Origin of the sequence: Microbacterium sediminicola (assembly GCF_039531125.1) — a bacterium.
Lineage (GTDB): Bacteria > Actinomycetota > Actinomycetes > Actinomycetales > Microbacteriaceae > Microbacterium > Microbacterium sediminicola.
The window spans coordinates 51,442-75,744 of record NZ_BAAAPL010000001.1; the positions used below are offsets into that span (position 1 = coordinate 51,442).

A 24,303-nucleotide genomic window follows, 5' to 3' on the forward strand; every position below is an offset into this window, starting at 1 on the left:
TTGCACTTCGTGAGGTCGAGTTGCACTTCCCTGAGCCGAGTTGCTGTTTCGTGCCGGAAGAGGGCGATGCGCAGCTCGCGTGGAGGATGTGCAGCTCGCGTGGGCGATGTGCAGCTCGCGTGGGCGATGTGCAGCTCGCGTGGGGGATGTGCAGCTCGCGTGGGGGATGTGCATCTCGCGTCGGCGATGTGCAGCTCGCGTGGGCGATGTGCAGCTCGCGTGGGGGATGCGCAACTCGCCCGGGCGGGGCGGGGCGAGGGGCATTCCCGGCGTGCGCGCGGCTGGGGGACAGGCGGGTCGCCTACCATCAGTGGAATGTGCGGAATCGTCGGCTACGTCGGGCATCGTGACAGCCAGCCCATCCTTCTGTCGGGGCTCTCGCGGCTCGAATACCGCGGGTACGACTCCGCCGGTATCGCCGTCATCGACGCCGACGGGGCCCTCGGTATGCGAAAGCGCGCCGGCAAACTGGCGGTTCTCCGCGATGACCTGACCGCGGTCCCCATGCCCTCGGGCACCACCGGCATCGGCCACACCCGCTGGGCCACCCACGGCGGACCCACCGACGCGAACGCCCACCCACACCTCGCCGACAACGACGATCTCGCCCTCATCCACAACGGAATCATCGAGAACTATGCCGAGATCAAGGCGGCACTCGTCGCCGAGGGCTACACATTCCGCAGCGAAACCGACACCGAGGTCGCAGCCGTGCTTCTCGGTCGCGAGTTCCGGGCCCACGACGGGGACCTCGTCGCCGCCTTCCGCGCGGTGGTCAGTCGTCTGGAGGGCGCTTTCACGCTCCTTGCCATGCACAAGGACACCCCCGGCCTGGTCGTCGGCGCGCGCCGCAACTCCCCGCTGGTGATCGGCCTCGGCGACGGGGAGAACTTCCTGGCATCCGACGTCGCCGCCTTCGTCGAGCACACCCGCAACGCACTCGCGATCGGCCAGGACGAGATCGTCGCCATCACGGCCGAGGGCGTGACCGTCACCGACTTCACCGGCGCGCCCGTCGAGGTCGAGCCGTTCGAGGTCATGTGGGATGCCTCGGCCGCCGACAAGGGCGGGTGGTCGTCGTTCATGGCCAAGGAGGTCTCGGAAGAGCCGGATGCCGTGGCGAATACGGTGCGCGGTCGCATCCGCGACGGGATCGTCGCCATCCCCGAACTCGACGGCCTGGACGAACTGTTCGCGGGCATCAACCGCATCATCATCATCGCCTGCGGCACGGCCGCCTATGCCGGCATGGTCGGCAAGTACGCGATCGAGCAGTGGGCACGGGTGCCGGCGGATGTCGAACTCGCCCACGAGTTCCGCTACCGCGACCCCGTGATCGGCCCCGACACCCTCGTCGTCTCGATCAGCCAGTCCGGCGAGACGATGGACACGCTCATGGCAGTCAAGTACGCACGTGAGCGCGGCGCCAAGACGCTGTCGATCTGCAACACGCAGGGCGCGACGATCCCGCGGGAGTCGGATGCGATCGTCTACACCCACGCGGGTCCCGAGGTCGCCGTGGCATCCACCAAGGCCTTCGTCGCGCAGGTGACCGCGCAGTACCTTCTCGCCCTGCACATCGCGCACATCCGCGGAACGCTCAGCGACACCGAGATCGCGCAGCAGGTGCTCGAGCTCGAAGAGGTGCCCGAGAAGATCTCCCGGATCCTCTCCGACGAGCAGGCGCACATCGAGCAGTTCGCCAAGTGGATGGCCGACACCCGCTCGGTGCTGTTCCTCGGGCGCCACGTCGGGTATCCGATCGCCCTCGAGGGCGCGCTCAAGCTCAAGGAGATCTCCTACATCCACGCCGAGGGCTTCGCCGCCGGCGAGCTCAAGCACGGTCCCATCGCGCTCATCGAGCCTGGCCAGCCGGTGTTCGTCCTCGTCCCTTCGCCGAGCCACTCGCCGCTGCTCCATTCGAAGGTCATCTCAAACATCCAGGAGATCCGTGCCCGCGGGGCGCGCATCATCGCCGTCGCCGAAGAAGGGGACGCCGCCGTGCTGCCCTACGCCGACGAGGTGCTGCGCATCCCGTTCGCCGGGCCGCTGTTCGAGCCGATCCTCGCGGTCGTGCCGCTGCACATCTTCGCGATGGGCCTGTCCACGGCGAAGGGCCTGGACGTCGACCAGCCGCGCAACCTCGCCAAGTCCGTCACGGTCGAGTAGGGGTTCGGTCCTCCGGGGCAGAGTCGAGTAGCGGTTCGGCCGTCCGGGGCGGCTGGGTGCGGCATCCGGTGCGTACGTGCGCACCTGGGGTTTCGCGCGTCCCGCCGACACAACGCAGGAGTCACGGGCTCCCGAGGCGGCCTGAGTCGGCGTGTCGGGCTGCTTCGGGGGCTCAACTCCTGCGTTGTGTCCCCGACCGTACTCAGGCTGGATGCTGCGCGGCAGGCCGATTTCGGCGATTTCGGCTGTTTCCGTTCCCGTCAGCCTGAGTACGGCGGGCGGGCGGTCGGGCACCGGGCGGCGGTAGGGTGGCGGATGCCGCGGCATCCGCCACGCGGGACCGACAGGAGGACGCATGATCGTAGGGATCGGCGTCGACCTGGTCGACATCGAACGCTTCGAGCGCACGATCGCGCGCACTCCGAAGCTGCTGCCACGGCTGTTCTCGCCGGCTGAACGTCTGCTGCGCCCGCGATCGCTCGCGGCTCGCTACGCCGCCAAGGAGGCGCTGATCAAGGCGCTCGGCGGCTCGGACGGCGTCCACTGGACCGAGATCGAGATCACGCCCGAGCCCTCGGGCCGGCCCTGGTTCACCCTGACCGGTTCGACCGCCGAGGTGGTCGCATCCCGCGGCATTACAACCCTGCACCTGTCCATGTCGCACGACGCCCACCTCGCAACGGCCTACGTCGTCGCCGAGTCCGACGGAGGTGCCGCATGATGAGGACGCTCGCAGGTGGGATGCGGGAGGCATCCATCGACGTCGGGGCGATCACGGCGAACGTGAGGCACCTGCGTCGGCTGACCGAGTCCGAGGTCATCGCCGTCGTCAAGGCCGACGGGTACGGGCACGGGGCGACGCGCGCCGCCGTCGCTGCGCTCGCCGGGGGCGCGACCCGTCTCGGGGTCGCCGACATCACCGAGGCGCTCGCCCTGCGCCGAGCCGGCATCACCGCCCCGATCCTCGCGTGGCTGCACGCCCCGGGCGCCTCGTTCGCCGAGGCGGTGAGCCAGGGCATCGAGCTCGGGATCTCCGACATCGATCAGCTGCAGAGGGCCGCCGCGGCGGCATCCGTCGGCCGACCCGCGGACGTCCACCTGAAGCTCGAAACCGGGCTCGGTCGCAACGGCATCGCCCCGGCCGAGTACGGCGTCGTCTTCGCCGAGGCCGCACGCCTGGAGCGCATCGGCAAGCTGCGCGTGATCGGCCTGTTCAGCCACCTCTCCAACACCTCGTCCGACGACGATCGCGCCGCGCTGCGGGTATTCCTGGATGCCTCGGCCGCGGCATCCACGCTCGGCCTCGCCCCGCGGCTTCGCCACATCTCGGCCACCCACGCCGCGATCGCCCTGCCCGAGGCGCGACTCGGCTGCGTGCGTCTGGGCATCGGGATCTACGGGCTCTCACCCTTCGCCGACCGGAGTTCGGCGGATCTCGGCCTTCGCCCCGCGATGACACTGCGGGCTGCGGTCGCCGCGCTCCGCCGAGTGCCGGCAGGGCAGGGCGTGTCGTACGGGTACCTGCACCGCACCGATCGGGAGACGACGCTCGCGCTCGTGCCGCTGGGCTACGCCGACGGGGTTCCCCGCACCGCGTCGATGCGGGGGCCGGTGTCGATCGGCGGCCGCGAGTTCACCGTCGCCGGCCGCATCGCCATGGACCAGTTCGTCGTCGACGTCGGCGACCATCCGGTCGCGGTGGGCGATGAGGCGGTGCTGTTCGGAGACCCGACACTTGGGCATCCCGCCGCCGACGCGTGGGCGGATGCCGCCGACACCATCAACTACGAGATCGTCACCCGCATCGGACCCCGCGTCCCCCGCCGTCAGGTCTCGTCGTGAGCATCGGGCGTGAAATCGGGCCGACTCGGCGCCTCGGAGGACGGTCTTCGGGGACGGTTGGCTTCTTGGCGTCGACCGTACTCAGGCTGGACGGCGCCGCGTCGACGTCGGGCCGGCGCGAAAACCGCATGATTCTGCGAGAGCTCGGAGCTGGCTGTCTTTCTCAGCCTGAGTTCGGCAGATCGGTCGCGGGAGACGGAGTGTCGTCATGAGCCTGGACGCGCTGGTCGGGGAGCTGCAGGTGCCAGAGCCGGCCGACATGCACGCGCTGGGTGTGCGCATGGGGCGGATGCTGCGGCCCGGCGACCTCGTCGTGCTGACAGGTCCCCTCGGGGCCGGCAAGACGACCCTCACGCGCGGGATCGGGGAGGGGCTCGGCGTGCGCGGCCCCATCCAGAGCCCGACCTTCGTCCTCGCCCGCACGCATCCCTCGCTCGTCGGCGGAGCGCCGCTGGTCCACGTGGATGCCTACCGCCTGGGTTCCGCCGCAGAGCTCGACGACCTCGACATCGATGTCGAGAACTCCGTCGTCGTCGTCGAGTGGGGACGCGGGATGGTGGATGGCATCCACGAGCACTGGTGGGACGTCGAGCTCGACCGCGAATGGCACGGGCGCGGTGTCGACACGGCCTGCGGAACGTACTCGCGGGCGACGGAGGAGTTGGATGCCGACTCCCCACGCATCGTCCGCATCCGGCGCGAGCCGTCGTAGCCCGCGGCGGACGTCGGATGCGCGCCGTACCCTAGAGGGGTGATTCTCGGCATCGACACCTCGACCGGCACGGCCGTCGCGGTCGTCGAGCCGGACGGTGTCGTCGTCGCCGAGGCATCCAGCGAGAACCCGCTCGGGCACGCCGAGGTCATCGGCGACCTGCTGCAGCAGGTGCTGGCGCACGCGCGGCCCGATGCCCCGCTCGGCGCGCCCGGCGCCGGCGCTCCCGCGACCTCCGCCACGCCCCTCACCGCCGTCGCCGCGGGGATGGGACCGGGCCCGTTCACCGGGCTGCGCGTGGGGATCGCGGCCGCACGCGCGTTCGCGCTGGGGCGCGGCATCCGGCTCGTGCCGGTCGTGAGTCACGACGCGGTCGCCCTCGGCACCCTGCTGCAGGCCGCCATCGTGGATGCCGACCCCGGCCGCTTCGCCGTCGTCACCGACGCGCGCCGTCGCGAGGTCGCCTACACCGTCTACGAGGGACTTGACGACGACGGCCTCCCGATCCGGGTGACCGAGCCCGCGCTGGTCCGCCGTGACGAGGCCGATGCACGGTTGGCGGAGCTCGACGCAGTGCGTCACGACGCGGCATCCGTGCCCGCCGGGATGGTGGCCCTCGTCGCCGCGCGCGCGCTGGCCGCCGGACGCGAGGTCGGCCCCGCCGACGCGCTGTACCTGCGGTCGCCGGATGTCACTGTGTCGGCAGGACCCAAGAAGGTGGGCGTATGAGCATGCGACGGGCAACGATCGACGACGTCGACGCGATCATGGCGATCGAGCGGGCATCCTTCCCTACCGACGCGTGGTCGCCCGCGGTCATGGCGGGGGAGCTCGACTCCCCGCACTCGCTCTACGTCGTGGTCGAAGAGGCCGGGCGCATCATCGGCTACGGCGGGCTGCGCCACGTGAAGGGCGGGGTGGATGCAGACATCCAGACCATCGCGCTGGATGTCGCCTTCCGCGGGAAGGGGCGCGGCCGCGCCCTGCTGACGACCCTGCTCGGCGAGGCGCTGTCGGCCGGCGCGAAGACGATGTTCCTCGAGGTGCGCGACGACAACCTCGCGGCGCAGGCGCTGTACCGATCGGAGGGTTTCGTCGAGACCGGACGCCGCCCGCGCTACTACCAGCCGGACGATGTCGACGCCGTGATCATGCAGCTCGACCTCACCAGCTGGGTCACCAACGGTTCCTGCGCGATCGGCAGCGGCTCATGCTGCTGAACGGTGCAGAGCCGCTCGTGCTGGGGATCGAGACCAGCTGCGACGAGACCGGCATCGGCATCGTCCGTGGCCGGACGCTCCTGTCCAACACGATCGCCTCGAGCATGGACGAGCACGCCCGCTACGGCGGTGTCGTGCCCGAGGTCGCCGCACGCGCCCACCTGGAGGCCCTCGAGCCGGCCCTGCGCCAGGCGCTCGCCGAAGCGGACGTGTCCCTCGCTGATCTCGACGCGGTCGCCGTGACCTCGGGGCCGGGGCTCGCCGGCGCGCTCATGGTCGGTGTCGGCGCCGCCAAGGCGCTCGCCGTCTCGCTCGACAAGCCCCTGTACGCGGTCAATCACCTCGTCGGGCACATCGCGGCCGACATCCTGGATGCAGATGCCGAGCCGCTCGAATTCCCGACCGTCGCGCTGCTCGTCTCGGGCGGACACACCTCGCTGCTACTCGTGCGAGATCTCACCGGCGACGTCGAACTGCTGGGCGAGACGATGGATGACGCGGCCGGCGAGGCCTTCGACAAGATCGCCCGCATCCTCGGGCTGCCCTATCCCGGTGGGCCGGAGATCGACCGCGCGGCAGCCGGCGGTGACGGCGGGGTGCCGGGCGATCCGGATGCCATCCGCTTCCCGCGCGGGCTCTCCCGTGCCTCCGACCTGGCCGCGCACCGCTACGACTTCTCGTTCTCGGGGCTGAAGACCGCGGTCGCACGTTGGATCGAGCAGCGCGAGGCGGCCGGCGAGGAGGTACCGATCGCGGACGTGGCGGCATCCTTCCGCGAGGCCGTCGTCGACGTGCTGGTGACGAAGGCGCTCGCCGCGTGCAAGGACTACGACGTGCCGCGCCTGCTGCTGGGCGGTGGGGTCATCGCCAACCGGCGCTTGCGTGAGGTCGCGCTCGCGCGTGCCGCGGACGCGGGGGTCACCGTGCGGATCCCCCCGCTGTCGCTGTGCACCGACAACGGGGCGATGATCGCCGCGCTCGCCGCCGAGCTGATCGCGTCGGGGCGGGCGCCCTCGACGATGGAGTTCGGTGCCGACTCGACGCTTCCCATCACCGAGATCCAGGTCGCGCCATCGGATGCATGACGGTACCGCGAACCCATACCTTCCTTGCGAACCCACATCTAAATGTCGGCATGAACGTGTGGGTTCGCAACGAGCTTGTGGGTTCGGCGGAGGAGTCGCGGGGCGGTAACGTGGCGGCATCCAACGGCGCGGGGGAGGCGTGATGGTCAGCGGGTTCGGGACGTCGGATCGCGGGTTCTCGCGGCTGCCGACTGCACCGGTGGATCTGCCCACGGTCACCTCGGGACCGAGCATCGAGCACGACGAACCCGATTGGGAGCCGAATGCCGGCCCGATCGAGGCCCCGCCCCTCGACCACGGCTATGCCGGGTGGGCCCTCGGGTTCGCGATCGTCGGGCTGCTTGTCTCGCTGTTCGTCGGTTGGGGCATCATCATCGGGGTCGTGGCCATCATCACCGGGATCCTCGCGCTGCGGCATCCGCGCGACAGCCGCGCCGTCGCGATCTGGGCGCTCGTGCTCGCCTCGGCATCGGTCGTCTACAGCCTGGGCTGGCTCGCCTACGCCGTCATCCAGATGAGTTGACGCCTCTCGCTGGCGGCCGCCGTGCCCCGAACCCACACGATGGTTGCGAACCCATATGTTTGTGGCGCTACGAGCGTGTGGATTCGCAACGAAGGTGTGGGTTCAGCGAGGGAGGGGCAGTCCGCCTCAGGATGCCGGGGGGAGGCGGTCGGCGAGGATCGCGGTGCGGGCGCCGTCGATGCGTGTGAGGATCAGCGTCGCGGAGTCGTCGCCGCGGAGCTTCAGCGCCTGACGCAGGGCTGCGGGGTCGACATCCACCCCGCGCTTCTTGATTTCGAGCGTCCCGATGCCGCGCTCGCGGAGGGCGCGGGCGAGCTTCTTGGTGTCGGCCGGGAGGGTCTCACGCACCCGGAAGCTCGCCGCGAAGGGACTGGTGCGCGCGTCATCGGAGGTCAGGTAGGCGATGCCCTCGGACAGCATGCCGGCGTGCAGCGACCGGGCGACCTCGCCGATCAGACGGGCGCGGATGACAGCGCCGTCCGGCTCGTGGATATAGGCGCCGAGGGGCCGCACCGCGGCATCCGGGGCATCCGCCGGTGCGGTCAGCTCCCACGCGCGGGACCCGCGCAGCACGAGCGCCGCACGACGGATGCCGGGCCGGGCCAGCACCCCAGACCACAGCACGAGCTCCACCGTCGACCCGTCCGCCGACACCCACTGCGCCTCGATGTCGTCGGGGATGAGGTCGCGGTCAAGGCCCGGCCCGAGCTTCACGCCACCGGGGACGCGCGAGATCAGGTCGAACACCCAGTCCAGTGACGGCGACCAGTCCTCGGGCGCGGTGCGGCGGGTTTCGCTGTGCCCTGCTGTGCGGCGTGCCGGGTCGAACCAGACCGCCGTTGGGACGTCGGGTCGGTGCGCGACGCAGGAGTCGGCATCCGGCTCGTCGCGATCGGGAGCGCACTCACGCGGTTCGACGGCGTCGTCGCCGGTCGGCAGAGCATGGACTCCTGCGTTGTGCATGCGCCGGGCGGCGTTCGGGAGTGTCGCCGTGACGAACTCCTGTGCCGTGGCGTGGTGCACCCGCGCGTCGGCGCCGAAGGGGGCGAGGTTGTACGCGGCGAGCGCGGCCGTGACCTCGTCGGCCTCGACAGCATCCACCCGGATGCCGAGCCCGGCCATCGCCAGAGCATCGCCACCGATCCCGCAGCCGAGGTCGGCGACGCGCTCGATCCCGGCGGCGCGGAACCGGCCGGCGTGGTGCGCGGCGACGGACAGGCGCGTGGCCTGCTCCAGCCCCGCGCGGGTGAAGAGCATGCGATCGGCGAAGTCACCGAACTTCGCCCGTGCCTTCACTCGCAGGCGCGCCTGGCCGACGACAGCGGAGACGAGGTCGGGGGAGTGGCCGGCGGCGCGCAGCGTCGACACGGTGCGCGCGACATCCGCCGACGAAGCGACGGGGTCGGTGGCATCCAGCAGCCGCAACCCCTCGGGGGTGAGCAGCGCGTGCAACTCGGCGGCATCCACCGCCCCAGCCTACGGTGCCGGCCCAATCCGCTCGGGGCATGGATTTTGGCACTCACGTTGCACGAGTGCCAACCCGTTCTCTACACTGGCGTTAGCACTCTCACACGTTGGGTGCTAACGAGTCTTGGGTATCACAGGAAAGCAGAGGTAGACCCGTGTCGGTTTCCATCAAGCCGCTCGAGGACCGCATCGTCATCAAGCAGGTCGAGGCAGAGCAGACCACTTCCAGCGGTCTCGTCATCCCTGACACCGCCAAGGAAAAGCCCCAGGAGGGCGAGGTCATCGCTGTCGGCCCCGGCCGCATCGACGACAACGGCAACCGTGTTCCGCTCGACGTCGCCGTCGGCGACCGCGTCATCTACAGCAAGTACGGCGGCACCGAGGTCAAGTTCGGCGCTGACGAGTACCTCGTGCTCTCGGCCCGCGACGTCCTGGCGGTCGTCGTCCGCTGAGTCGGTTTCTTGCGGAGACCCGGATGCTTCGGCATCCGGGTCTCTTCTTTTGTGCCGCCGGGTGGCCACGGGTCTCGGATTGGCAGGATTGTGCCGCCGCTGTGGCGGTAACCGCGCGTCGCCAGGTCGCCGGGCGGTCCTAGGCTGGGTCGGTGACGCAGAACTCCCCGGATGCCGCCCCCGCGGCATCCACACCCGCCGACCCCGCCCGCGAGCGGGCCATCGGCGGTGTCTACACGTTCGTCGCGTATCTGCTGTGGGGCTTTCTGCCGCTGTACTTCGTCCTGCTGGCGCCGACGGGGCCGTTCGAGCTCGTCGGCTGGCGGATCTTCCTCTCGCTCGTCTTCTGCGTGCTGCTGCTGACCGTCACCCGTGGGTGGAAGCCGCTGATCGCCATCATCCGTCGGCCTCGGCTGCTGTTGCTGACGGGCCTGGCGGGTGCCTTCATCTACATCAACTGGCAGGTCTTCATCGTCGCGGCCCTCTCGGGTCACGTGATCGAGACGAGCCTGGGCTACTTCATCAATCCAATCGCGACGGTGATCCTCGCGGTCGTCGTCCTCCATGAGCGGCTGCGTGTGGCGCAGTGGGTCGCGATCGGCATCGCCGCGGCCGCGGTCGTCGTGATCGTGGTCGGGTACGGCGCCTTCCCGTGGATCGCCCTCACCCTGGCCGGATCCTTCGCGACGTACGGCCTTATCAAGAAGCGCATCGGCCCGTCGGTGGATGCCTTGAGCGGTCTGACGCTCGAGTCCGCGTGGCTGACGCCGGTCGCTCTGGTCCTCCTCGTGGTGACGGGCGCCGCGGGGAGTTTCACCTACGGCCAGGTGAGCCCGTGGCACACCGTGCTCCTCACCCTCGCGGGTGCCGTCACCGCGATTCCACTGTTGTTCTTCGCAGCCGGGACGCGTCGCGTGCCGCTGTCGGTGGTCGGATTGCTGCAGTTCGTCGCGCCGATCCTCCAGTTCCTCAGCGGCATCCTGATCCTCGGCGAGCCGATGCCCGCGGAGCGGTGGATCGGCTTCAGCCTGGTGTGGGTCGCTCTGATTGTGCTCACCGTCGACTCGCTGGCGGCAGCGCGCCGCTCTCGCCGTGCGGGCAAGGATGCCGTCCCCGGCGTCTCAGACGTCGCCGAGCTCACCTGAGGCCCCGCACTGCCGCACCGCCGAATCCACACTCTTATGGCGAATCCACCCGTTGATGGCGTCAGAAGCGTGTGGGTTCGCAACAAAGAGGTGGGTTCGGCTAGGGGGCGCGGGGCACCTCAGGTGGTGGCGCGAGGGGTGACGGTCGACGGTGTGCCGATCCAGTCGCCCGGATCGAGGCCGATCGCGCGCAGGGCCGCGCGGCGGCCGAACTCCTCGGCCTCGATCCGCACCGAGGTGAGCGCCGGGTGCCAGAGCGCTGCGTGCGGGCCCTCGTCGAATCCGATCACCGCGAGGTCATCGGGGGCGCGCCAGCCGAGGTCGACCATCGCCGAGAGGATGGCGAATGCGGTGTCGTCGTCGAAAGCGGCGACCGCGGTGGGCGGTGTGGACTGCGCTGCGGGCCGCAGTGCCCGCAGCATCTCGACGACGCTCGCGCTCGGGCTGAGCTCCACGACCCGCAGCGCCGCGTGCCGCTGGGCTGCGACATCCTGGGCGAACCGCACCCGCAGGCGAGCGAGCCCGCGCGTGGCGGGATCGTGCGGCACGACGAACGCGATCGAGCGATGCCCACGATCGATGAGGTGGCCCAGCTGGTTCGCGGTGTGGGCCGCGAAGCCTTCCGCCCAGCCGCCATCGGCGGTCGCTTCGGGCGAGGCGTAGATCGCCGGAAGGTCGAGCACCGTGTGGGGTGCGACCGCCTCGAGCAGCTCCGTGTCACGACCGGGATCACCGTACGAGACGACCAGCGCGTACCCGTGGTGGTGCAGCTCGGCCTCCATCCCGGCGATGAGAGAGGGCAGGCTGCGGCCGGTCGCCGGAAGCGCGCCGACCTTCAGCAGGACGAGGCGGGAGGACCCCTCGCGGAGCGCTCGCGCCAGCCGGTGAGGCTGGTATCCGAGCTCGGATGCCGCGGCCCGCACCCGCACGCGGGTCTCGGGTCGAAGGGTTTGACCGGGCGTGTCGTTGAGGACGAAGCTCACGGTCGCGGCCGAGACGCCGGCGGCCTGTGCGACGTCGCGGATCGTCACGCGCGGGGCGGGCGTGGGCGTCGGCATCCACGGAACCTTTCGACCGGGCACTTAATCGATTTAGTAGCTACCCTAGTCGCGTACGTTCCACGGACAAGGGAGTCGACATGAAATCCGTCTACGTCACCGGCCCCGACACCATCGAATGGGTCGACATCGACATGCCCGAGGTGGGCCCGAACGATGTGCTGCTGAAGATCAAGGCTTGTGGCATCTGCGGTTCCGACGCGATGTACGCGCACGTCGGGGGCATCCCGCCCCGTCAGGGCGCGACCCCGCTCGGCCATGAGCCGGCGGCCGAGGTCGTCGAGGTCGGCGCTGAGGCGCAGGGCGTCGCGGTCGGCGATCACGTCGTCATCGACACGATGGCCTTCACCGACGGCCTGCTCGGCTCGGGCGGCGCGCAGGGCGCGATGAGCGAGTACGTCGTCGTCAAAGACATCGTCCCCGGTCGCCAGCTGCGCGTCATCCCGAGCGAGATTCCCTGGACCGTCGCCGCACTGAATGAGCCGATGGCCGTCGCCCACCACGCCGTGAACCGGTCGGGCGCGGGCGAGGGTGACAAGGCCGTCGTCTTCGGCGCCGGTCCGATCGGCCTCGGCGCGGCCATCAGCCTCAAGGCCAAGGGCGTCGCGCATGTGGTCGTGGTCGACATCCAGCCCTCGCGCCTCGAGGTCGCACTCGCCGTCGGCGCCGACGCTGTCATCAACTCCGCCGAGGAGGATGTCGCCGCGCGCCTGACCGAACTGCACGGCGCAGCCACCGACGGTATGCGTCGCCCGGGCAAGGTCGGGACGGATGTCTTCATCGACGCCGCCGGTGTCCCGAGCGTCGTGGAGACGGTGCTCGCCATCGCCAAGCACCGCGCAGTGCTCACGATTCCGGCGGTGCACAAGAAGCCCGTCGAGGTGAACTTCGGCGCGATCCTCGGGTCCGAGATCGACATCCGCATGGCGATGGGCTACCCGACCGAGATCTTCGAGGTGACCGACGCGATCATGGCGCACGCCGACAAGTACGCGAAGATCATCAGCCACACGTTGCCGTTCGCGCAGGCGCTCGAGGCGCTGACTCTGGCCAAGACGCCGGGTGCGGCCGACAAGGTCGTGGTCACCTTCGACTGAGGCATCCACCCCCGGCCACTCTTTGTGGCGCCGAGTTGCTCTTCGTCACGCCGAGTTGCGCTTCCTCGCGCCGAGTTGCAGGTCTTTGGCGAGGTGCAACTCGCGCTGGTGAGGTGCAACTCGGCCTGGTGGTATCACCGCACGAAGCGGGCGATGGCGGCGGTGGCCTCCTTGACCTTGACCTCGGCCTGCTCGTCGCTCTCGCGGGCGGCATCCACCACGCAGTGGCGGAGGTGGTCTTCGAGTAGGCCGACGGCGACGGCATCCAGAGCGCTGGTCAGCGCGCTGATCTGGGTGAGGATGTCGATGCAGTACTTCTCGCCTTCGATCATCGTGCGGATGCCGCGGGCTTGACCCTCGATGCGCTTGAGGCGGTTGAGGTACCGGTCCTTGTCGGTGATGTAGCCGTGGTGCTCGCTCACGCGCGTCCGCCTCTCGTGTCGGTGTCGGCTCGTCCCACGGTGGGGACGATGCTGCGGAAGCGCCGCAGACGCAGGCTGTTGCCGACCACGAACAGGCTGGATGCCGCCATCGCGGCTCCGGCCAGCATGGGATTCAGCAGGCCCAGCGCCGCGAGCGGGATGGCCGCGACGTTGTAGGCGAAGGCCCAGAACAGGTTGCCACGGATCGTGCGCAGGGTCGCGCGGGACAGGCGGATGGCATCCACCGCACCCCAGAGATCCGCGCGGACGAGCGTCAGGTCCGAAGCTTCGATGGCGGCATCCGTGCCGGTGCCCATCGCGATGCCGAGGTCGGCCTGCGCGAGCGCTGCCGCATCGTTGACGCCGTCGCCGACCATCGCGACGGTGCGGCCCTCGGCCTGCAACTGCGCGACGACCGCGGCCTTTTGAGTGGGGAGGACCTGGGCGATCACCCGGTCGATGCCCACCTCGGTCGCGACATGCCGGGCTGTGGCCTCGTTGTCGCCGGTGAGCAGCATCGGCTCGAGGCCGATCCCGCGGAGGGCACTGATCGCCGCGGTGCTCGTTGGGCGGATGGTGTCGGCGACCACGATCGACCCCCGCACGTGCCCATCCCACGCCACGAACACCTCGGTCGAGCCCGCCGCCCCGGCATAACGCAGGAGTTGCGGATCGGAGATTCCCGCGTCCCCCGGAATTCCGGGAGGGGCCGTCGCCAGATCGGCGTCAACTCCTGCATTGTGTTGTGCGCGGCCTGCCGTACTCAGGCTGGACGCGGCTCGCTCGGATCTCGGCCCCGGAATTCCGAGGGTCTCGCCGCCGGATGCCGGCGCTGAGCCTGAGTACGGCAGGGCGGCGCTGGTCGACGGCGGGACGGACAGCGGCATCGGGGTGGAGGAGAGGTGGATGCCGCGCGTGGCGCGCGCGGCGAAGTCGCGGGTGCCGACCGCGACAAGACGACGGTCGACCACGCCTGCGGCGCCGAGGCCCGGGGTTGCGACGAATTCGGTCACCGGCGGCAGCGAGCGGTCGCTCCCGGTCTGGTCGCCGGCACCTGCCGTACTCAGGCTGCGTGTGTCCTCGCCGGGGTCAGCGCCCGGAATTCCGGGGGTCGCTGCTTCCGGGCGACTCGCTGAGCCTGAGTACGGTTGCGCCGGGCCGGCAGACCCCACCGCTGTGACGCCCTCACCTGCGGCGGCGGCGGCGATCGCGCGCGCGATCGGGTGCTCCGACGCATCCTCGACCGCGCCGGCCAGGCCCAGGAGCTCGCCCGGATCCACGCCCGGCTCGGGCAGGACAGACGTCACCGCCATGCGTCCTTCGGTCACCGTGCCGGTCTTGTCGAGCACGATCGTGTCGACGGTGCGGGTCGATTCCAGCACTTCGGGTCCCTTGATGAGGATGCCGAGGGCCGCCCCCCGCCCGGTGCCGACCAGCAGCGCCGTCGGGGTCGCAAGCCCGAGCGCGCAGGGGCAGGCGATGATGAGCACTGCCACTGCCGCGCTGAACGCGATCGCGGGGTCGACGCCGAGCATCAGCCAGACCAGCAGCGTCACCGCCGCGATCCCGAGCACGACGGGGACGAACACCCCGGAGACCCGGTCTGCGAGTCGCTGGATCTCGGCCTTACCGGCCTGGGATTGCTCGACGAGCCTGGCCATCTGCGCCAGCTGGGTGTCGGCACCCACGCGCGTGGCGCGGATCAGCAGCCGCCCGCCGACGTTCACGGTCGCGCCGGTGACAGCGTCCCCCTCTGTCACCTCGACCGGCACGGACTCTCCCGTAATCGCGGCCGTGTCCACCGCGGAGGAACCCTCTTCGACCACGCCGTCGGTGGCGATGCGCTCGCCGGGCCGGGTGACGAACAGGTCGCCCACGTGCAGGCGCTCGACGGGCACGCGCAGTTCGCGCACGCCGTCCCAAAGGGAGGCCTCCTTGGCCCCGACACCCAGCAGCGCGTGGATCGCCGCGCCCGCGCGGCGCTTGGCGCGCAGCTCGAGGTAGCGACCGGTCAGGATGAACATCGTGACGCCCGCGGCCACCTCGAAGTAGATGGCGCCGGATGCCTCGCCCGGCGACGTGATCAGGGAGAACCCGTGTGTCATGCCGATCATCCCGGCGGTGCCGAAGAACAGCGCCCAGACCGACCACAGGTAGGCGGCCGACACGCCCAGCGAGATGAGGGTGTCCATCGTCGCGGCGCCGTGTCGGAGGTTGATCGCGGCGGCGCGGTGGAACGGCCAGGCCGACCACGCCACGACGGGGGTCGCAAGCACGAGCGACACCCACTGCCAACCGGGGACCTGCAGCGGCGGGATCATCGCGAGCGCGATGAGCGGCACCGACAGCACCACCGCGCCGACGAGGCGCCGCCGCAGGCGCCCCAGCTCCGGGTCCGGACCTTCCTCCCGCTGCTCCTCCGGGGGAGCGGGCAGCGCCGCGCCGTAGCCGGTCTTCTCGATCTCGGCGATGAAGGCCGTGGCATCCATGTCGTCGGCCGTGTCGCCGGCCGTAATGGTGGCCTTTTCGGTTGCGTAGTTGACCGAGGCGGTCACACCGGGCATCTTGTTGAGCCGTCGCTCGATGCGATTCGCGCACGAGGCGCAGGTCATGCCCTGGATGTCGAGCTCGATGCGGCCGAGGGCGGCATCCATTCTCAGGCCCTCGCCGCCTCGTACCCGGCCTCGTTGACGGCCTCGCGCACGGCGGCGTCGTCGACGGAGTCGGCCGACAGGGAGAGGGTGCCGTTCGTCGCGCTGACGTCGAGCACCTCGACGCCGGGGATCTGAGAGACCTCTTCGCGCACGCTGCGTTCGCAGTGGCCGCAGGTCATGCCGGTCACCTGATAGGTGAAGGTCGCCATGTCGGTGCTCCTCTCGGTGGGGCGATCCGACGGATGCCCCTCGGGGGTATATCTGAGTACCCCCCTAGGGTATACCCACTCCTGCGCAAGAGGGGAGGACTTATCTGGATCCCTCCGTGTCGTGCTCCCCCCGGCGGGTTGTCACGGGTCGGGACGGCTCGGTAACGATTTGGTCGCGTTACACACACGTAATGCCACGCAACACGTCAGAGACCGCCGCGCAGCTAGGTTTGGCACCACCTGGGACCGCTTCCGCGCGTCCTGAAACCACACAGCAAGGAGCATCATGGGCGTCTTTACGCGTTCGCGCACCAGCTCAGTCCTCGGCGGAATCGCCGTTCTCGGAGCAAGTGCGCTCTTCCTGGCCGGCTGCTCGGGCAGCTCTGACGGCGGCACCGACGAGCCGATGGAGTCCCTCGACCTGAAGATCGGTACGGCGCTGCCCGTCACCGGTAACCTCGCCTTCCTCGGCCCGCCCGAGATCGCGGGTACCGAGTACGCCGCATCCGAGGTCAATGCCGCCGACATGGGCGTCACGATCGAGATGATCCAGGGCGACTCGGGTGACACCGACAACAAGGCGTACGAGACCGAGATCCCGCGTCTGCTCGGTGAGGGCGTTTCCGCCATCATCGGTGCGGCCTCTTCGGGCGTCTCGCTGCAGTTCATCGACCAGGTCGTCGGTGCCGGCGTCATCCAGTTCTCGCCGGCCAACACCTCGGCCGCGTTCACCACCTACGACGACGACGGCCTGTACTTCCGTACCGCCCCGTCCGACACCCTGCAGGGTGAGGTGCTCGGAAACCTGATCGCCGAGTCCGGCGCGCAGACCCTGGGCATGATCGTCCTCAACGACTCGTACGGCACCGGCCTCGCCGAGTTCGTGACCGAGGCGTTCGAGGCAGCCGGCGGAACCGTCGTCGCTGCGCCCACGTACAACACGGGTGACACGAACTTCTCGGCCCAGGTCTCGGAAGTCGTCGCGGCCGACCCCGACGCGATCGCCCTGATCACGTTCGAAGAGGTCAAGACGATCCTCCCCGAGCTGTTCGCCGCGGGAGTCCCCGCCGAGAAGCTCTACTTCGTCGACGGAAACCTGTCGCAGTTCGGTAGCAACGGTGTTGACGTGGGCGGTTCGCTCGAGGGCGCCAAGGGCACGCTGCCCGGTCTGTCGATCGACGCGATCACCGACTTCACCACCTCGCTGAACACCTTCTGGGTCGATGAGGGCAACGACGAGCTCACCGAGTTCGCCTACGCCGCTGAGTCGTACGACGCGGTCATCCTGCTGGCTCTCGCATCGCTGGCCGCCGGTTCGACCGACGGTGCCGCGATCGCCGCCAAGCTGCAGGAGGTCTCGGGTGGTTCCGGCGACGGCACCGAGTGCTCGTCGTTCGCAGAGTGCGCCGAGATCATCAACAGCGGTGGCATCGCCAACTACGATGGCGTCTCCGGCCCGATCACCTTCGACGAGGTCGGCGACCCGACCGAGGCGTCGATCGGTATCTACGAGTACACCGCCGACAACGACTACGTCGCCTACATGGGCTGAGTCGTTCTCGACACGGGCGGGGCTTCGACCTTCGGGTCGGAGCCCCGCTCTCGTGTGTGCGGGGCAATGTTCGCTCGGCGGCGGTGGCCTGCAGCCAACTCCTCAAGAATCGCCGCCGGCCTGTGCGCGGCGGGACCCACGGGCGATGCCGTGGTCGAGATTGAGGAGTTAGCTCCGCGGGATTGGTCGATGGGCGCGGCGGCGGAGGCGGTACGACGTCAGGGACGCTCGAGGTGCTGGTCGATCAGCACGGGATTGCCGTCGGGATCGATCAGTGTGATGGATGCCGGTCCCGTCCCCGCAGGGTCGGTGTCGTCGGCCAGGGTGAGTCCGCGATCACGCAGCACCTGCTGGATGTCGCGGATGTCGGTGAACGGAGCCCCGGTGGGGCCGTCCGCACCCCAGCCCGGGGTGAAGGTGAGGATGTTTCGATCGAACATCCCCTGAAAGAGACCGAGGACCGCATCCTCGTGCCGCAGGATGAGCCAGCCGTGCTCGGCGTCACCGCCGATGGGCTCGAAGCCGAGCGCCGTGTAGAACCGGGTGGATGCCGCCAGATCCGACACGGTCAGACTGACCGAGAACGCGCCGAGGGGAACGGTGGGCGGCGGGACGGGTGTGGGGGAATCGGACATGGTGGCCTCCCTTTTGCCAACTCCTCCAGGATGGCCCCCAGCGCGCGATGACGGGACCCGCTGGGCCGAAATATGCGCACTCTTGAGGAGTTGGCGACCGACGAACCTGCGCACACACGCGAACGGTCACGACGTGCCGCTTGTGCGCACTGTCAGGCCGCACTATGCGACCTCTCGGGTGAGAGGGCGGGGTCTCGTGGGGGAGCCTAGGCGCCCAGGGTGCCGAGGTACAGGCCGATGACCTTGGGGTCGTTCAGCAGCTCGCGGCCGGTGCCGGTATAGGCGTCCTTGCCCTGGTCGAGGACGTAGCCACGGTCGCAGATCTGCAGGCAGCGGCGGGCATTCTGCTCGACCATGATCGTTGTCACGCCGGCCTTGTTGATCTCGCTCACGCGCAGAAACGCGTCATCCTGACGCGCCGGGGACAGGCCGGCTGAGGGCTCATCGAGGAGGATCACGGCGGGGTCCATCATGAGCGCGCGGCTCATCGCCACCATCTGACGCTCACCGCCCGACAGCGATCCCGCCCGCTGGTTCAGGCGCTTGCCGAGCTCGGCGAAGATGCCCGTCACGAACTCCAGGCGCTCGTCGTAGAGCTTGGGGCGCTGGTAGAGGCCCATCTGCAGGTTCTCGGCGATCGTGAGGCTCGGGAACACGTTGTTGGTCTGGGGGACGAACCCGACGCCCTTGCCGACGAGCTTGTTCGCGCGCAGGCCGGTGATGTTCTCACCGTTGAGCGAGATGGTGCCTTCCCGCACCTTGACCTGGCCGAAGATCGCCTTCAGCAACGTCGACTTGCCGGCGCCGTTGGGACCGATGATGCCGATCAACTCACCGTCCCAGGCGGTCAACGTCGCGCCGTTCAGGATGTTGACCCCGGGCAGGTAGCCGGCGTGGACCTCGTCGACGAGGACGACGGGCGTGCCCTGCTTCGTGGGGACCGGCTCAGCAGTCGCGGTGCTCATGAGGTCGCCTTCCCGTCAGTGTCAGCAGCGGAGTCAGCCGCGCCCGCGGCCCCCGGGTGGTGCGACTTCTCGATCGCGTCGTCGAACTCCTGCACCTCGTGCTGCAGTTCGACCGCCGCCGTGTTGAGCTCTCCCGGGACGCGGCCGGTGACGACACCGAGGTCGACATCCTGGTGCGAGCCGAGGTAGGCGTCGATCACGGCCGGGTTCTGCATGACGGTGTCGGGCGGACCCTCGGCGACGATCCTGCCCTCGGCCATGACAACCACCCAGTCGGCGATGTGACGGACCATGTGCATGTCGTGCTCGACGAAGAGCACGGTCATGCCCTCGTCCTTGAGGTCCAGGATGTGATCCAGCAGCGACTGCGTGAGGGCCGGGTTCACACCGGCCATCGGCTCGTCGAGCATGACGAACTCGGGCTTGCTCATGAGCGCGCGCGCCATTTCGAGGAGCTTTCGCTGCCCGCCGGACAGGCTGGCGGCGAAGTCGGACTCCTTGGCATCCAGCTTGAACTTCTTGAGCAGCACGCGGGCGCGCTCCTCGATCTCGGCATCCTGCTTGCGCCAGAGCCACGGGAAAAGCGACTGGAAGAAGTTCTCGCCGCGCTGGTGGGTGGCGCCGAGCTTCATGTTCTCGAGAACCGTGAGAAGTCCCAGGGCCTTGGTCAGCTGGAAGGTGCGGACCGCACCCATGCGCGCGACCTTGAAGGCCGGAACGCCCGCGAGCGCCGTGCCGTCGAAGGTCCAGGATCCCTCGTTGGGCTGATCGAAGCCGGTGAGGAGGTTGAAGAACGTCGTCTTCCCCGCGCCGTTGGGTCCGATGAGGGCCGTGATGGCGTTGCGGGGGATCTCGAGATGGTCGACATCCACGGCCGTCAGGCCGCCGAAGGTGCGCTTCACGCCATCGGCGATGATGATCGGGTCGACCTTCTCGACGCCGGGGCGTTCCTCGCCCTTGTGCAGGCCCGTCGTCTTGGGGCGCGCGACGGGTGCGCTGACCTCGTTACTTGACAAAGCTCAGCTCCTTCTTGTTCCCCAGGATCCCCTGCGGTCGGAAGATGATCAACAGCATCAGTGCGACACCGATGAGCACGAACACGAGCTGCTGGGCCTGTTCGCGCGACAGGAAGGGCAGCAGCCCCACGTCCACCAGAGCAGGCAGCAGGTTCGACAGGAACGCGCGCACGACCCAGAAGAGCACCGCGCCGAGCACGGGACCGAAGATGGTCGCGGCCCCGCCGAGCAGCAGCGCCGTCCAGATGAAGAACGTCTGCGAGGTGACGTAGATGTTCGGGTTCACGTTGGTGCCCATCGCGGTCACGATGCCGCCGGCGGCGATGATCACACCGCCGATCACGAGCGCCTGCATCTTGAACGAGAAGACGTTCTTGCCGAGGGCGCGGACCGCGTCCTCGTCCTCGCGGATGCCCTTGATCACGCGGCCCCACGGGCTGCGCATGAGAGACCAGGTGAACAGGACGGCCACCGCGGTGAGGATCACGCCGATGATGATGACCCACCACTGGTCGCTGGAATAGGTCCACGGCCCGAACCCGTAGGTGCCCTCGGGGAGCGGGTTGGCGGCACGGAACTCGGCCTGGAAGCCGAACAGGCCGTCGGCCGATCCGGTGACGTCCTTGTAGGCGGTCGAGAGGAACAGCAGGCGTACGACCTCGGCGGCCGCGATCGTCACGATCGCGAGGTAGTCACCGCGCAGACGCAGGGTCGGGATGCCGAGGATGAGGGCGAAGATCGCCGCGAGCGCGAACCCGATGAGGGCTGCGAGCCACCAGGGGAGGCCGAAGGTGAGGATCGAAATCGCGAACCCGTAGGCGCCCACGGCCATGAAGCCGGCGACACCCATGTTGAGCAGCCCCGTGAACCCGAAGTGGATCGAGAGGCCGATCGCCGCGAGGGCGAAGCCGATCGTCGTGGGGGAGAGGATCTGGCTCAGCGTGTTGCTGAGGATCTGAATGAAGTCCATCGTGATGCCTCCCGTCAGCCCACTCGCTCTTTTCGACCCAGGATGCCCTGTGGTCGGAGGAGGAGGACAAGGATCAGGACGACGAGTGCGCCCACGTACTTGAGGTCGTCGGGGATGCCGAACAGGCTCGTGGTCTCGACCATGATCCCGACGATGAGCGAGCCGACAAGGGCTCCGAGGGCCGTGCCCAGACCGCCAAGGGTCACCGCGGCGAAGATCAGCAACAGGATGCTGGTTCCCATGTCCCACTTGATGCCGGGGCGGAAGTACGCCCAGAGGATGCCCGACAGGCCGGCCAGCGAAGCGGAGACGATCCAGACGATGCGCACGATGTTGTCGACATCGATACCGCTCGCTGCGGCCAGTGACGGGTTGTCGGAGACGGCGCGGGTCGCTCGCCCGATGCGACTGCGGGTGAGCCACAGGGCGAAGATCAGGATCACTACGACGGAGATGATCATGCTGACGAGGTCCATCCAGGTGAGGATGATCGAACCTGGCAGCGGGATGACGTCCGAGAGCGGGTTGGGAAGCTGCAGCGTGCCGCCGCCGACGAACATCTGGAAGATGTAGCGCAGGGCCAGCGACAGGCCGATCGAGACGATCATGAGCTGGACGACGCCGAGGCCTTTTCGTCTGAGTGGACGCCAGAGTCCGGCATCCATCGCGTAGCCGAAGGCGCCCGAGACGATGATCGCGAGCGGGAAGGCGACCAGCAGCGGCAGATTCAACCCGACCGCGAACAGCAGACCCATGAGCGCTCCGAAGGTCACCATCTCGCCGTGGGCGAAGTTCGAGATGCCGGTGGTGCCGTAGACGAGGGAAAGGCCGATCGCTGCAAGAGCGAGCATCAGGCCGAAGTTGACGCCATTGACCAGACGTTCGAAGAACTGGTCGATGAACGGCGTGGTGTTGCGCTCGCCCTCGCCGATGAAGAAGTTCGCCACCACCCGACCGCCGGCGCCGACGGTCACCTCGCGGACGTTGGGGCTGGTGTCCTCGCCCGTCTCGTCGATCACGGCGATGCCCTCGGGGAGAGTGTCCTCGTTGAGGGTGACGGTGTAGTCGGCGTTCTTCTCCGGAACGCCCACGAACCACTGGCCGGCCTCGTCGGTCACGGCGATCTGCTCGCCGCCGGGGCCGTCGACGATCATCTCGACGCCCTCGAGGGGCTCGCCCTCGAGCTGCACGTTGCCGCTGATGCGGTAGGGGTCATCCTCGGCTGCGACGGCCGCGCTGGGCAGCGCAACGAGCCCGATGAGCGTCAGCAGCACGGCGAGCGCGGCCCCCCATCGGCTGCGCGTCGACGTCGCGCGGGTGATCGGACGTTCCACTGGACCTCCAGACGGCAGGCGGCCGCACGGGGTCGTATCGGCCGTGATAGACGACCGTACGAGCGTAATGTGTCGCCGGTGTTTCCGGGGAGAACCAACTCGGGACGTCGTGTGAGAGCGTTACCAGGCCGTGATACGCCGTCTCCGTTGCGTCGCGGCCGGCGAGGGCGTCCCGAACAAGATCTACTTCGTTTCTCGCGCGCCCGACGCGCGCGCGAGAAACGTAGAATGGCGCGATAGGCCCGTCGTTCTGAGGAGCAGCATGGAAGATCACGACCCGTTCGGATTCGTCGGACTCACCTACGACGATGTACTGCTTCTTCCGGGCCACACGGATGTCATCCCGAGCGAGGCCGACACCTCTTCCCGCATCACCCGCCGCATCACGGTGGCCACCCCGCTTGTCTCGGCGGCGATGGACACCGTCACCGAGGCGCGTCTGGCGATCGCCATCGCGCGTGAGGGGGGTCTCGGCATCATCCATCGCAACCTCTCGATCGCCGATCAGGCGGCGATGGTCGACCGGGTCAAGCGCAGCGAGTCGGGCATGATCACCGACCCCATCACGACGACCCCGGACACCACGATCGAAGAGGTCGATGCGATGTGCGCGCAGTACCGCATCTCGGGTCTTCCTGTCGTGGATGAGGGCGGCACACTCGTGGGCATCATCACCAACCGCGACATGCGCTTCGTCTCGGGCTTCGAACGCCAGACGACGAAGGTGCGCGATGTCATGACCAGCGAGAACCTCGTCACCGGTCGCCCCGGTATCGGTGCGAACGAGGTCATCGCGCTGTTCGCGCAGCACCGTGTCGAGAAACTTCCTCTGGTCGACGACGACGGCACGCTCGTCGGCCTCATCACGATCAAGGACTTCGACAAGAGCGAGAAGTATCCCCTCGCGACCAAGGACGATCACGGGCGCCTGCGGGTGGGGGCTGCCGTCGGGTTCTACGGCGAGGCATGGGAGCGCGCCGAGGCCGTCCGCGACGCCGGTGTCGACGTCATCGTCGTCGACACCGCCAACGGCCACTCGCAGGGCGAGATCGACATCATCCGGCGCCTCAAGGCCGACCCCTCGTTCGCGCACATCGACATCATCGGTGGCAACGTCGCGACCCGCGAGGGCGCGCAGGCGCTCATCGACGCGGGTGTGGATGCAGTGAAGGTCGGTGTGGGACCGGGCTCGATCTGCACGACCCGCATCGTCGCCGGCGTCGGTGTCCCCCAGATCACCGCGATCTACGAGGCATCCAAGGCGGCCCGCGCCGCCGGCATCCCGGTGATCGCCGACGGCGGCCTGCAGTACTCGGGTGATATCGCCAAGGCCCTTGTCGCGGGAGCGGACACCGTCATGATCGGGTCGCTGCTGGCCGGCACCGACGAGTCGCCGGGAGAGGTCGTCTTCCAGGGCGGCAAGCAGTTCAAGCTCTACCGCGGCATGGGGTCGCTCGGGGCCATGCAGACCCGGGGGAAGCAGACCTCGTACTCGAAGGACCGGTACTTCCAGGCCGACGTCCCCACCGACGACAAGCTCATCCCCGAGGGGATCGAGGGGCAGGTCGCCTACCGTGGCCCGGTGTCTGCTGTCGCGCACCAGCTGGTCGGCGGGCTTCGTCAGTCCATGTTCTATGTCGGGGCCCGCACGGTCGAAGAGCTCAAGACCAAGGGCAAGTTCGTGCGCATCACCTCGGCCGGCCTCAAGGAATCGCACCCCCACGACGTGCAGATCGTCGTCGAGGCGCCCAACTACAAGCGCTGACGGAGCCCCGC

23 protein-coding genes are annotated in these 24,303 nt (G+C 68.9%); 13 read left to right on the forward strand and 10 right to left on the reverse strand.

What is annotated here, in order from left to right; all coding sequences use genetic code 11:
• The first annotated feature begins 315 nt into the window (after positions 1–315).
• From glmS to ABD206_RS00225, 8 genes are all read left to right on the forward strand, one after another.
• Positions 316–2,169: a glutamine--fructose-6-phosphate transaminase (isomerizing) gene (gene glmS / locus ABD206_RS00190; RefSeq protein WP_344067673.1), complete on the forward strand. Its 1,854-nt coding sequence runs from the start codon at positions 316–318 to the stop codon at positions 2,167–2,169.
• A 355-nt stretch (positions 2,170–2,524) separates the two neighbouring features.
• Positions 2,525–2,890, forward strand: coding sequence for a holo-ACP synthase (locus ABD206_RS00195; RefSeq protein WP_344067675.1), 366 nt, complete (start codon positions 2,525–2,527; stop codon positions 2,888–2,890).
• Complete coding sequence (gene alr, locus ABD206_RS00200; RefSeq protein ID WP_344067677.1) at positions 2,890–4,011, forward strand: alanine racemase; 1,122 nt, start codon at positions 2,890–2,892, stop codon at positions 4,009–4,011. The genes ABD206_RS00195 and alr overlap by 1 nt, the downstream gene beginning before the upstream one ends.
• Positions 4,012–4,219: 208 nt before the next feature.
• Positions 4,220–4,723, forward strand: coding sequence for a tRNA (adenosine(37)-N6)-threonylcarbamoyltransferase complex ATPase subunit type 1 TsaE (gene tsaE / locus ABD206_RS00205; protein ID WP_344067679.1), 504 nt, complete (start codon positions 4,220–4,222; stop codon positions 4,721–4,723).
• Between the two features lie 39 nt (positions 4,724–4,762).
• Positions 4,763–5,452 carry a tRNA (adenosine(37)-N6)-threonylcarbamoyltransferase complex dimerization subunit type 1 TsaB gene (gene tsaB / locus ABD206_RS00210; RefSeq protein WP_344067681.1) on the forward strand — a complete coding sequence of 230 codons (690 nt, stop codon included), beginning with the start codon at positions 4,763–4,765 and terminating at the stop codon, positions 5,450–5,452.
• Positions 5,449–5,943: a ribosomal protein S18-alanine N-acetyltransferase gene (rimI, locus tag ABD206_RS00215; protein WP_344067683.1), complete on the forward strand. Its 495-nt coding sequence runs from the start codon at positions 5,449–5,451 to the stop codon at positions 5,941–5,943. Before tsaB ends, rimI begins: the two co-directional genes overlap by 4 nt.
• Positions 5,934–7,028, forward strand: coding sequence for a tRNA (adenosine(37)-N6)-threonylcarbamoyltransferase complex transferase subunit TsaD (tsaD, locus tag ABD206_RS00220; RefSeq protein ID WP_344067685.1), 1,095 nt, complete (start codon positions 5,934–5,936; stop codon positions 7,026–7,028). Before rimI ends, tsaD begins: the two co-directional genes overlap by 10 nt.
• 199 nt (positions 7,029–7,227) lie before the next feature.
• On the forward strand, positions 7,228–7,551 hold the full coding sequence (locus tag ABD206_RS00225) for a hypothetical protein (protein ID WP_344067687.1): 324 nt from the start codon (positions 7,228–7,230) through the stop codon (positions 7,549–7,551).
• Between the two features lie 126 nt (positions 7,552–7,677).
• On the opposite strand, the gene ABD206_RS00230 is transcribed toward ABD206_RS00225, so the two are convergent.
• Positions 7,678–9,018 (reverse strand): THUMP-like domain-containing protein, encoded by a 1,341-nt coding sequence (locus ABD206_RS00230; RefSeq protein ID WP_344067689.1) that lies wholly within the window; start codon positions 9,016–9,018, stop codon positions 7,678–7,680.
• A gap of 155 nt (positions 9,019–9,173) precedes the next feature.
• On the opposite strand from ABD206_RS00230, the gene groES reads away from it, so the two are divergent.
• Positions 9,174–9,470, forward strand: coding sequence for a co-chaperone GroES (groES, locus tag ABD206_RS00235; RefSeq protein WP_341577724.1), 297 nt, complete (start codon positions 9,174–9,176; stop codon positions 9,468–9,470).
• A 152-nt stretch (positions 9,471–9,622) separates the two neighbouring features.
• Positions 9,623–10,615, forward strand: a complete 993-nt coding sequence (gene rarD / locus ABD206_RS00240) for an EamA family transporter RarD (RefSeq protein WP_344067692.1) — start codon at positions 9,623–9,625, stop codon at positions 10,613–10,615.
• A gap of 119 nt (positions 10,616–10,734) precedes the next feature.
• Here the strand turns inward: rarD and ABD206_RS00245 are convergent, their stop codons facing one another.
• Positions 10,735–11,673, reverse strand: a complete 939-nt coding sequence (locus ABD206_RS00245) for a LacI family DNA-binding transcriptional regulator (protein WP_344067694.1) — start codon at positions 11,671–11,673, stop codon at positions 10,735–10,737.
• Positions 11,674–11,753: 80 nt separating this feature from the next.
• On the opposite strand from ABD206_RS00245, the gene ABD206_RS00250 reads away from it, so the two are divergent.
• Positions 11,754–12,770: a zinc-dependent alcohol dehydrogenase gene (locus ABD206_RS00250; protein WP_344067696.1), complete on the forward strand. Its 1,017-nt coding sequence runs from the start codon at positions 11,754–11,756 to the stop codon at positions 12,768–12,770.
• A 134-nt stretch (positions 12,771–12,904) separates the two neighbouring features.
• On the opposite strand, the gene ABD206_RS00255 is transcribed toward ABD206_RS00250, so the two are convergent.
• The 3 genes from ABD206_RS00255 to ABD206_RS00265 are packed head-to-tail and all read right to left on the reverse strand — an operon-like array spanning position 12,905 to position 16,055.
• Complete coding sequence (locus ABD206_RS00255) at positions 12,905–13,192, reverse strand: metal-sensitive transcriptional regulator (RefSeq protein ID WP_344067698.1); 288 nt, start codon at positions 13,190–13,192, stop codon at positions 12,905–12,907.
• The gene (locus ABD206_RS00260; RefSeq protein ID WP_344067700.1) at positions 13,189–15,846 is read right to left on the reverse strand and encodes a heavy metal translocating P-type ATPase; all 2,658 of its coding nucleotides are present in this window, start codon (positions 15,844–15,846) and stop codon (positions 13,189–13,191) included. Before ABD206_RS00260 ends, ABD206_RS00255 begins: the two co-directional genes overlap by 4 nt.
• 2 nt (positions 15,847–15,848) lie before the next feature.
• The gene (locus tag ABD206_RS00265) at positions 15,849–16,055 is read right to left on the reverse strand and encodes a heavy-metal-associated domain-containing protein (protein ID WP_344067702.1); all 207 of its coding nucleotides are present in this window, start codon (positions 16,053–16,055) and stop codon (positions 15,849–15,851) included.
• 286 nt (positions 16,056–16,341) lie between these two features.
• Between ABD206_RS00265 and ABD206_RS00270 the strand changes: the two genes are divergently transcribed.
• A complete protein-coding gene (locus ABD206_RS00270; RefSeq protein WP_344067704.1) occupies positions 16,342–17,607 on the forward strand; it encodes an ABC transporter substrate-binding protein in 1,266 nt (421 codons plus the stop codon).
• A gap of 218 nt (positions 17,608–17,825) precedes the next feature.
• Here ABD206_RS00270 and ABD206_RS00275 read toward each other — a convergent pair whose 3' ends face one another.
• From ABD206_RS00275 to ABD206_RS00295, 5 genes are all read right to left on the reverse strand, one after another.
• Entirely contained in the window at positions 17,826–18,242 is a 417-nt protein-coding gene (locus ABD206_RS00275) for a VOC family protein (protein ID WP_344067706.1), read from the reverse strand.
• Positions 18,243–18,448: 206 nt separating this feature from the next.
• Positions 18,449–19,207 carry an ABC transporter ATP-binding protein gene (locus ABD206_RS00280; RefSeq protein WP_344067708.1) on the reverse strand — a complete coding sequence of 253 codons (759 nt, stop codon included), beginning with the start codon at positions 19,205–19,207 and terminating at the stop codon, positions 18,449–18,451.
• A complete protein-coding gene (locus tag ABD206_RS00285; RefSeq protein WP_344071361.1) occupies positions 19,204–20,172 on the reverse strand; it encodes an ABC transporter ATP-binding protein in 969 nt (322 codons plus the stop codon). Before ABD206_RS00285 ends, ABD206_RS00280 begins: the two co-directional genes overlap by 4 nt.
• A 40-nt stretch (positions 20,173–20,212) precedes the next feature.
• On the reverse strand, positions 20,213–21,193 hold the full coding sequence (locus tag ABD206_RS00290; RefSeq protein ID WP_344067710.1) for a branched-chain amino acid ABC transporter permease: 981 nt from the start codon (positions 21,191–21,193) through the stop codon (positions 20,213–20,215).
• Between the two features lie 14 nt (positions 21,194–21,207).
• The gene (locus ABD206_RS00295) at positions 21,208–22,527 is read right to left on the reverse strand and encodes a branched-chain amino acid ABC transporter permease (protein ID WP_344067712.1); all 1,320 of its coding nucleotides are present in this window, start codon (positions 22,525–22,527) and stop codon (positions 21,208–21,210) included.
• Positions 22,528–22,789: 262 nt separating this feature from the next.
• Here ABD206_RS00295 and guaB point away from each other — a divergent pair, with 262 nt between their 5' ends.
• Positions 22,790–24,292: an IMP dehydrogenase gene (guaB, locus tag ABD206_RS00300; protein WP_344067714.1), complete on the forward strand. Its 1,503-nt coding sequence runs from the start codon at positions 22,790–22,792 to the stop codon at positions 24,290–24,292.
• The last annotated feature ends 11 nt before the right edge of the window (positions 24,293–24,303 follow it).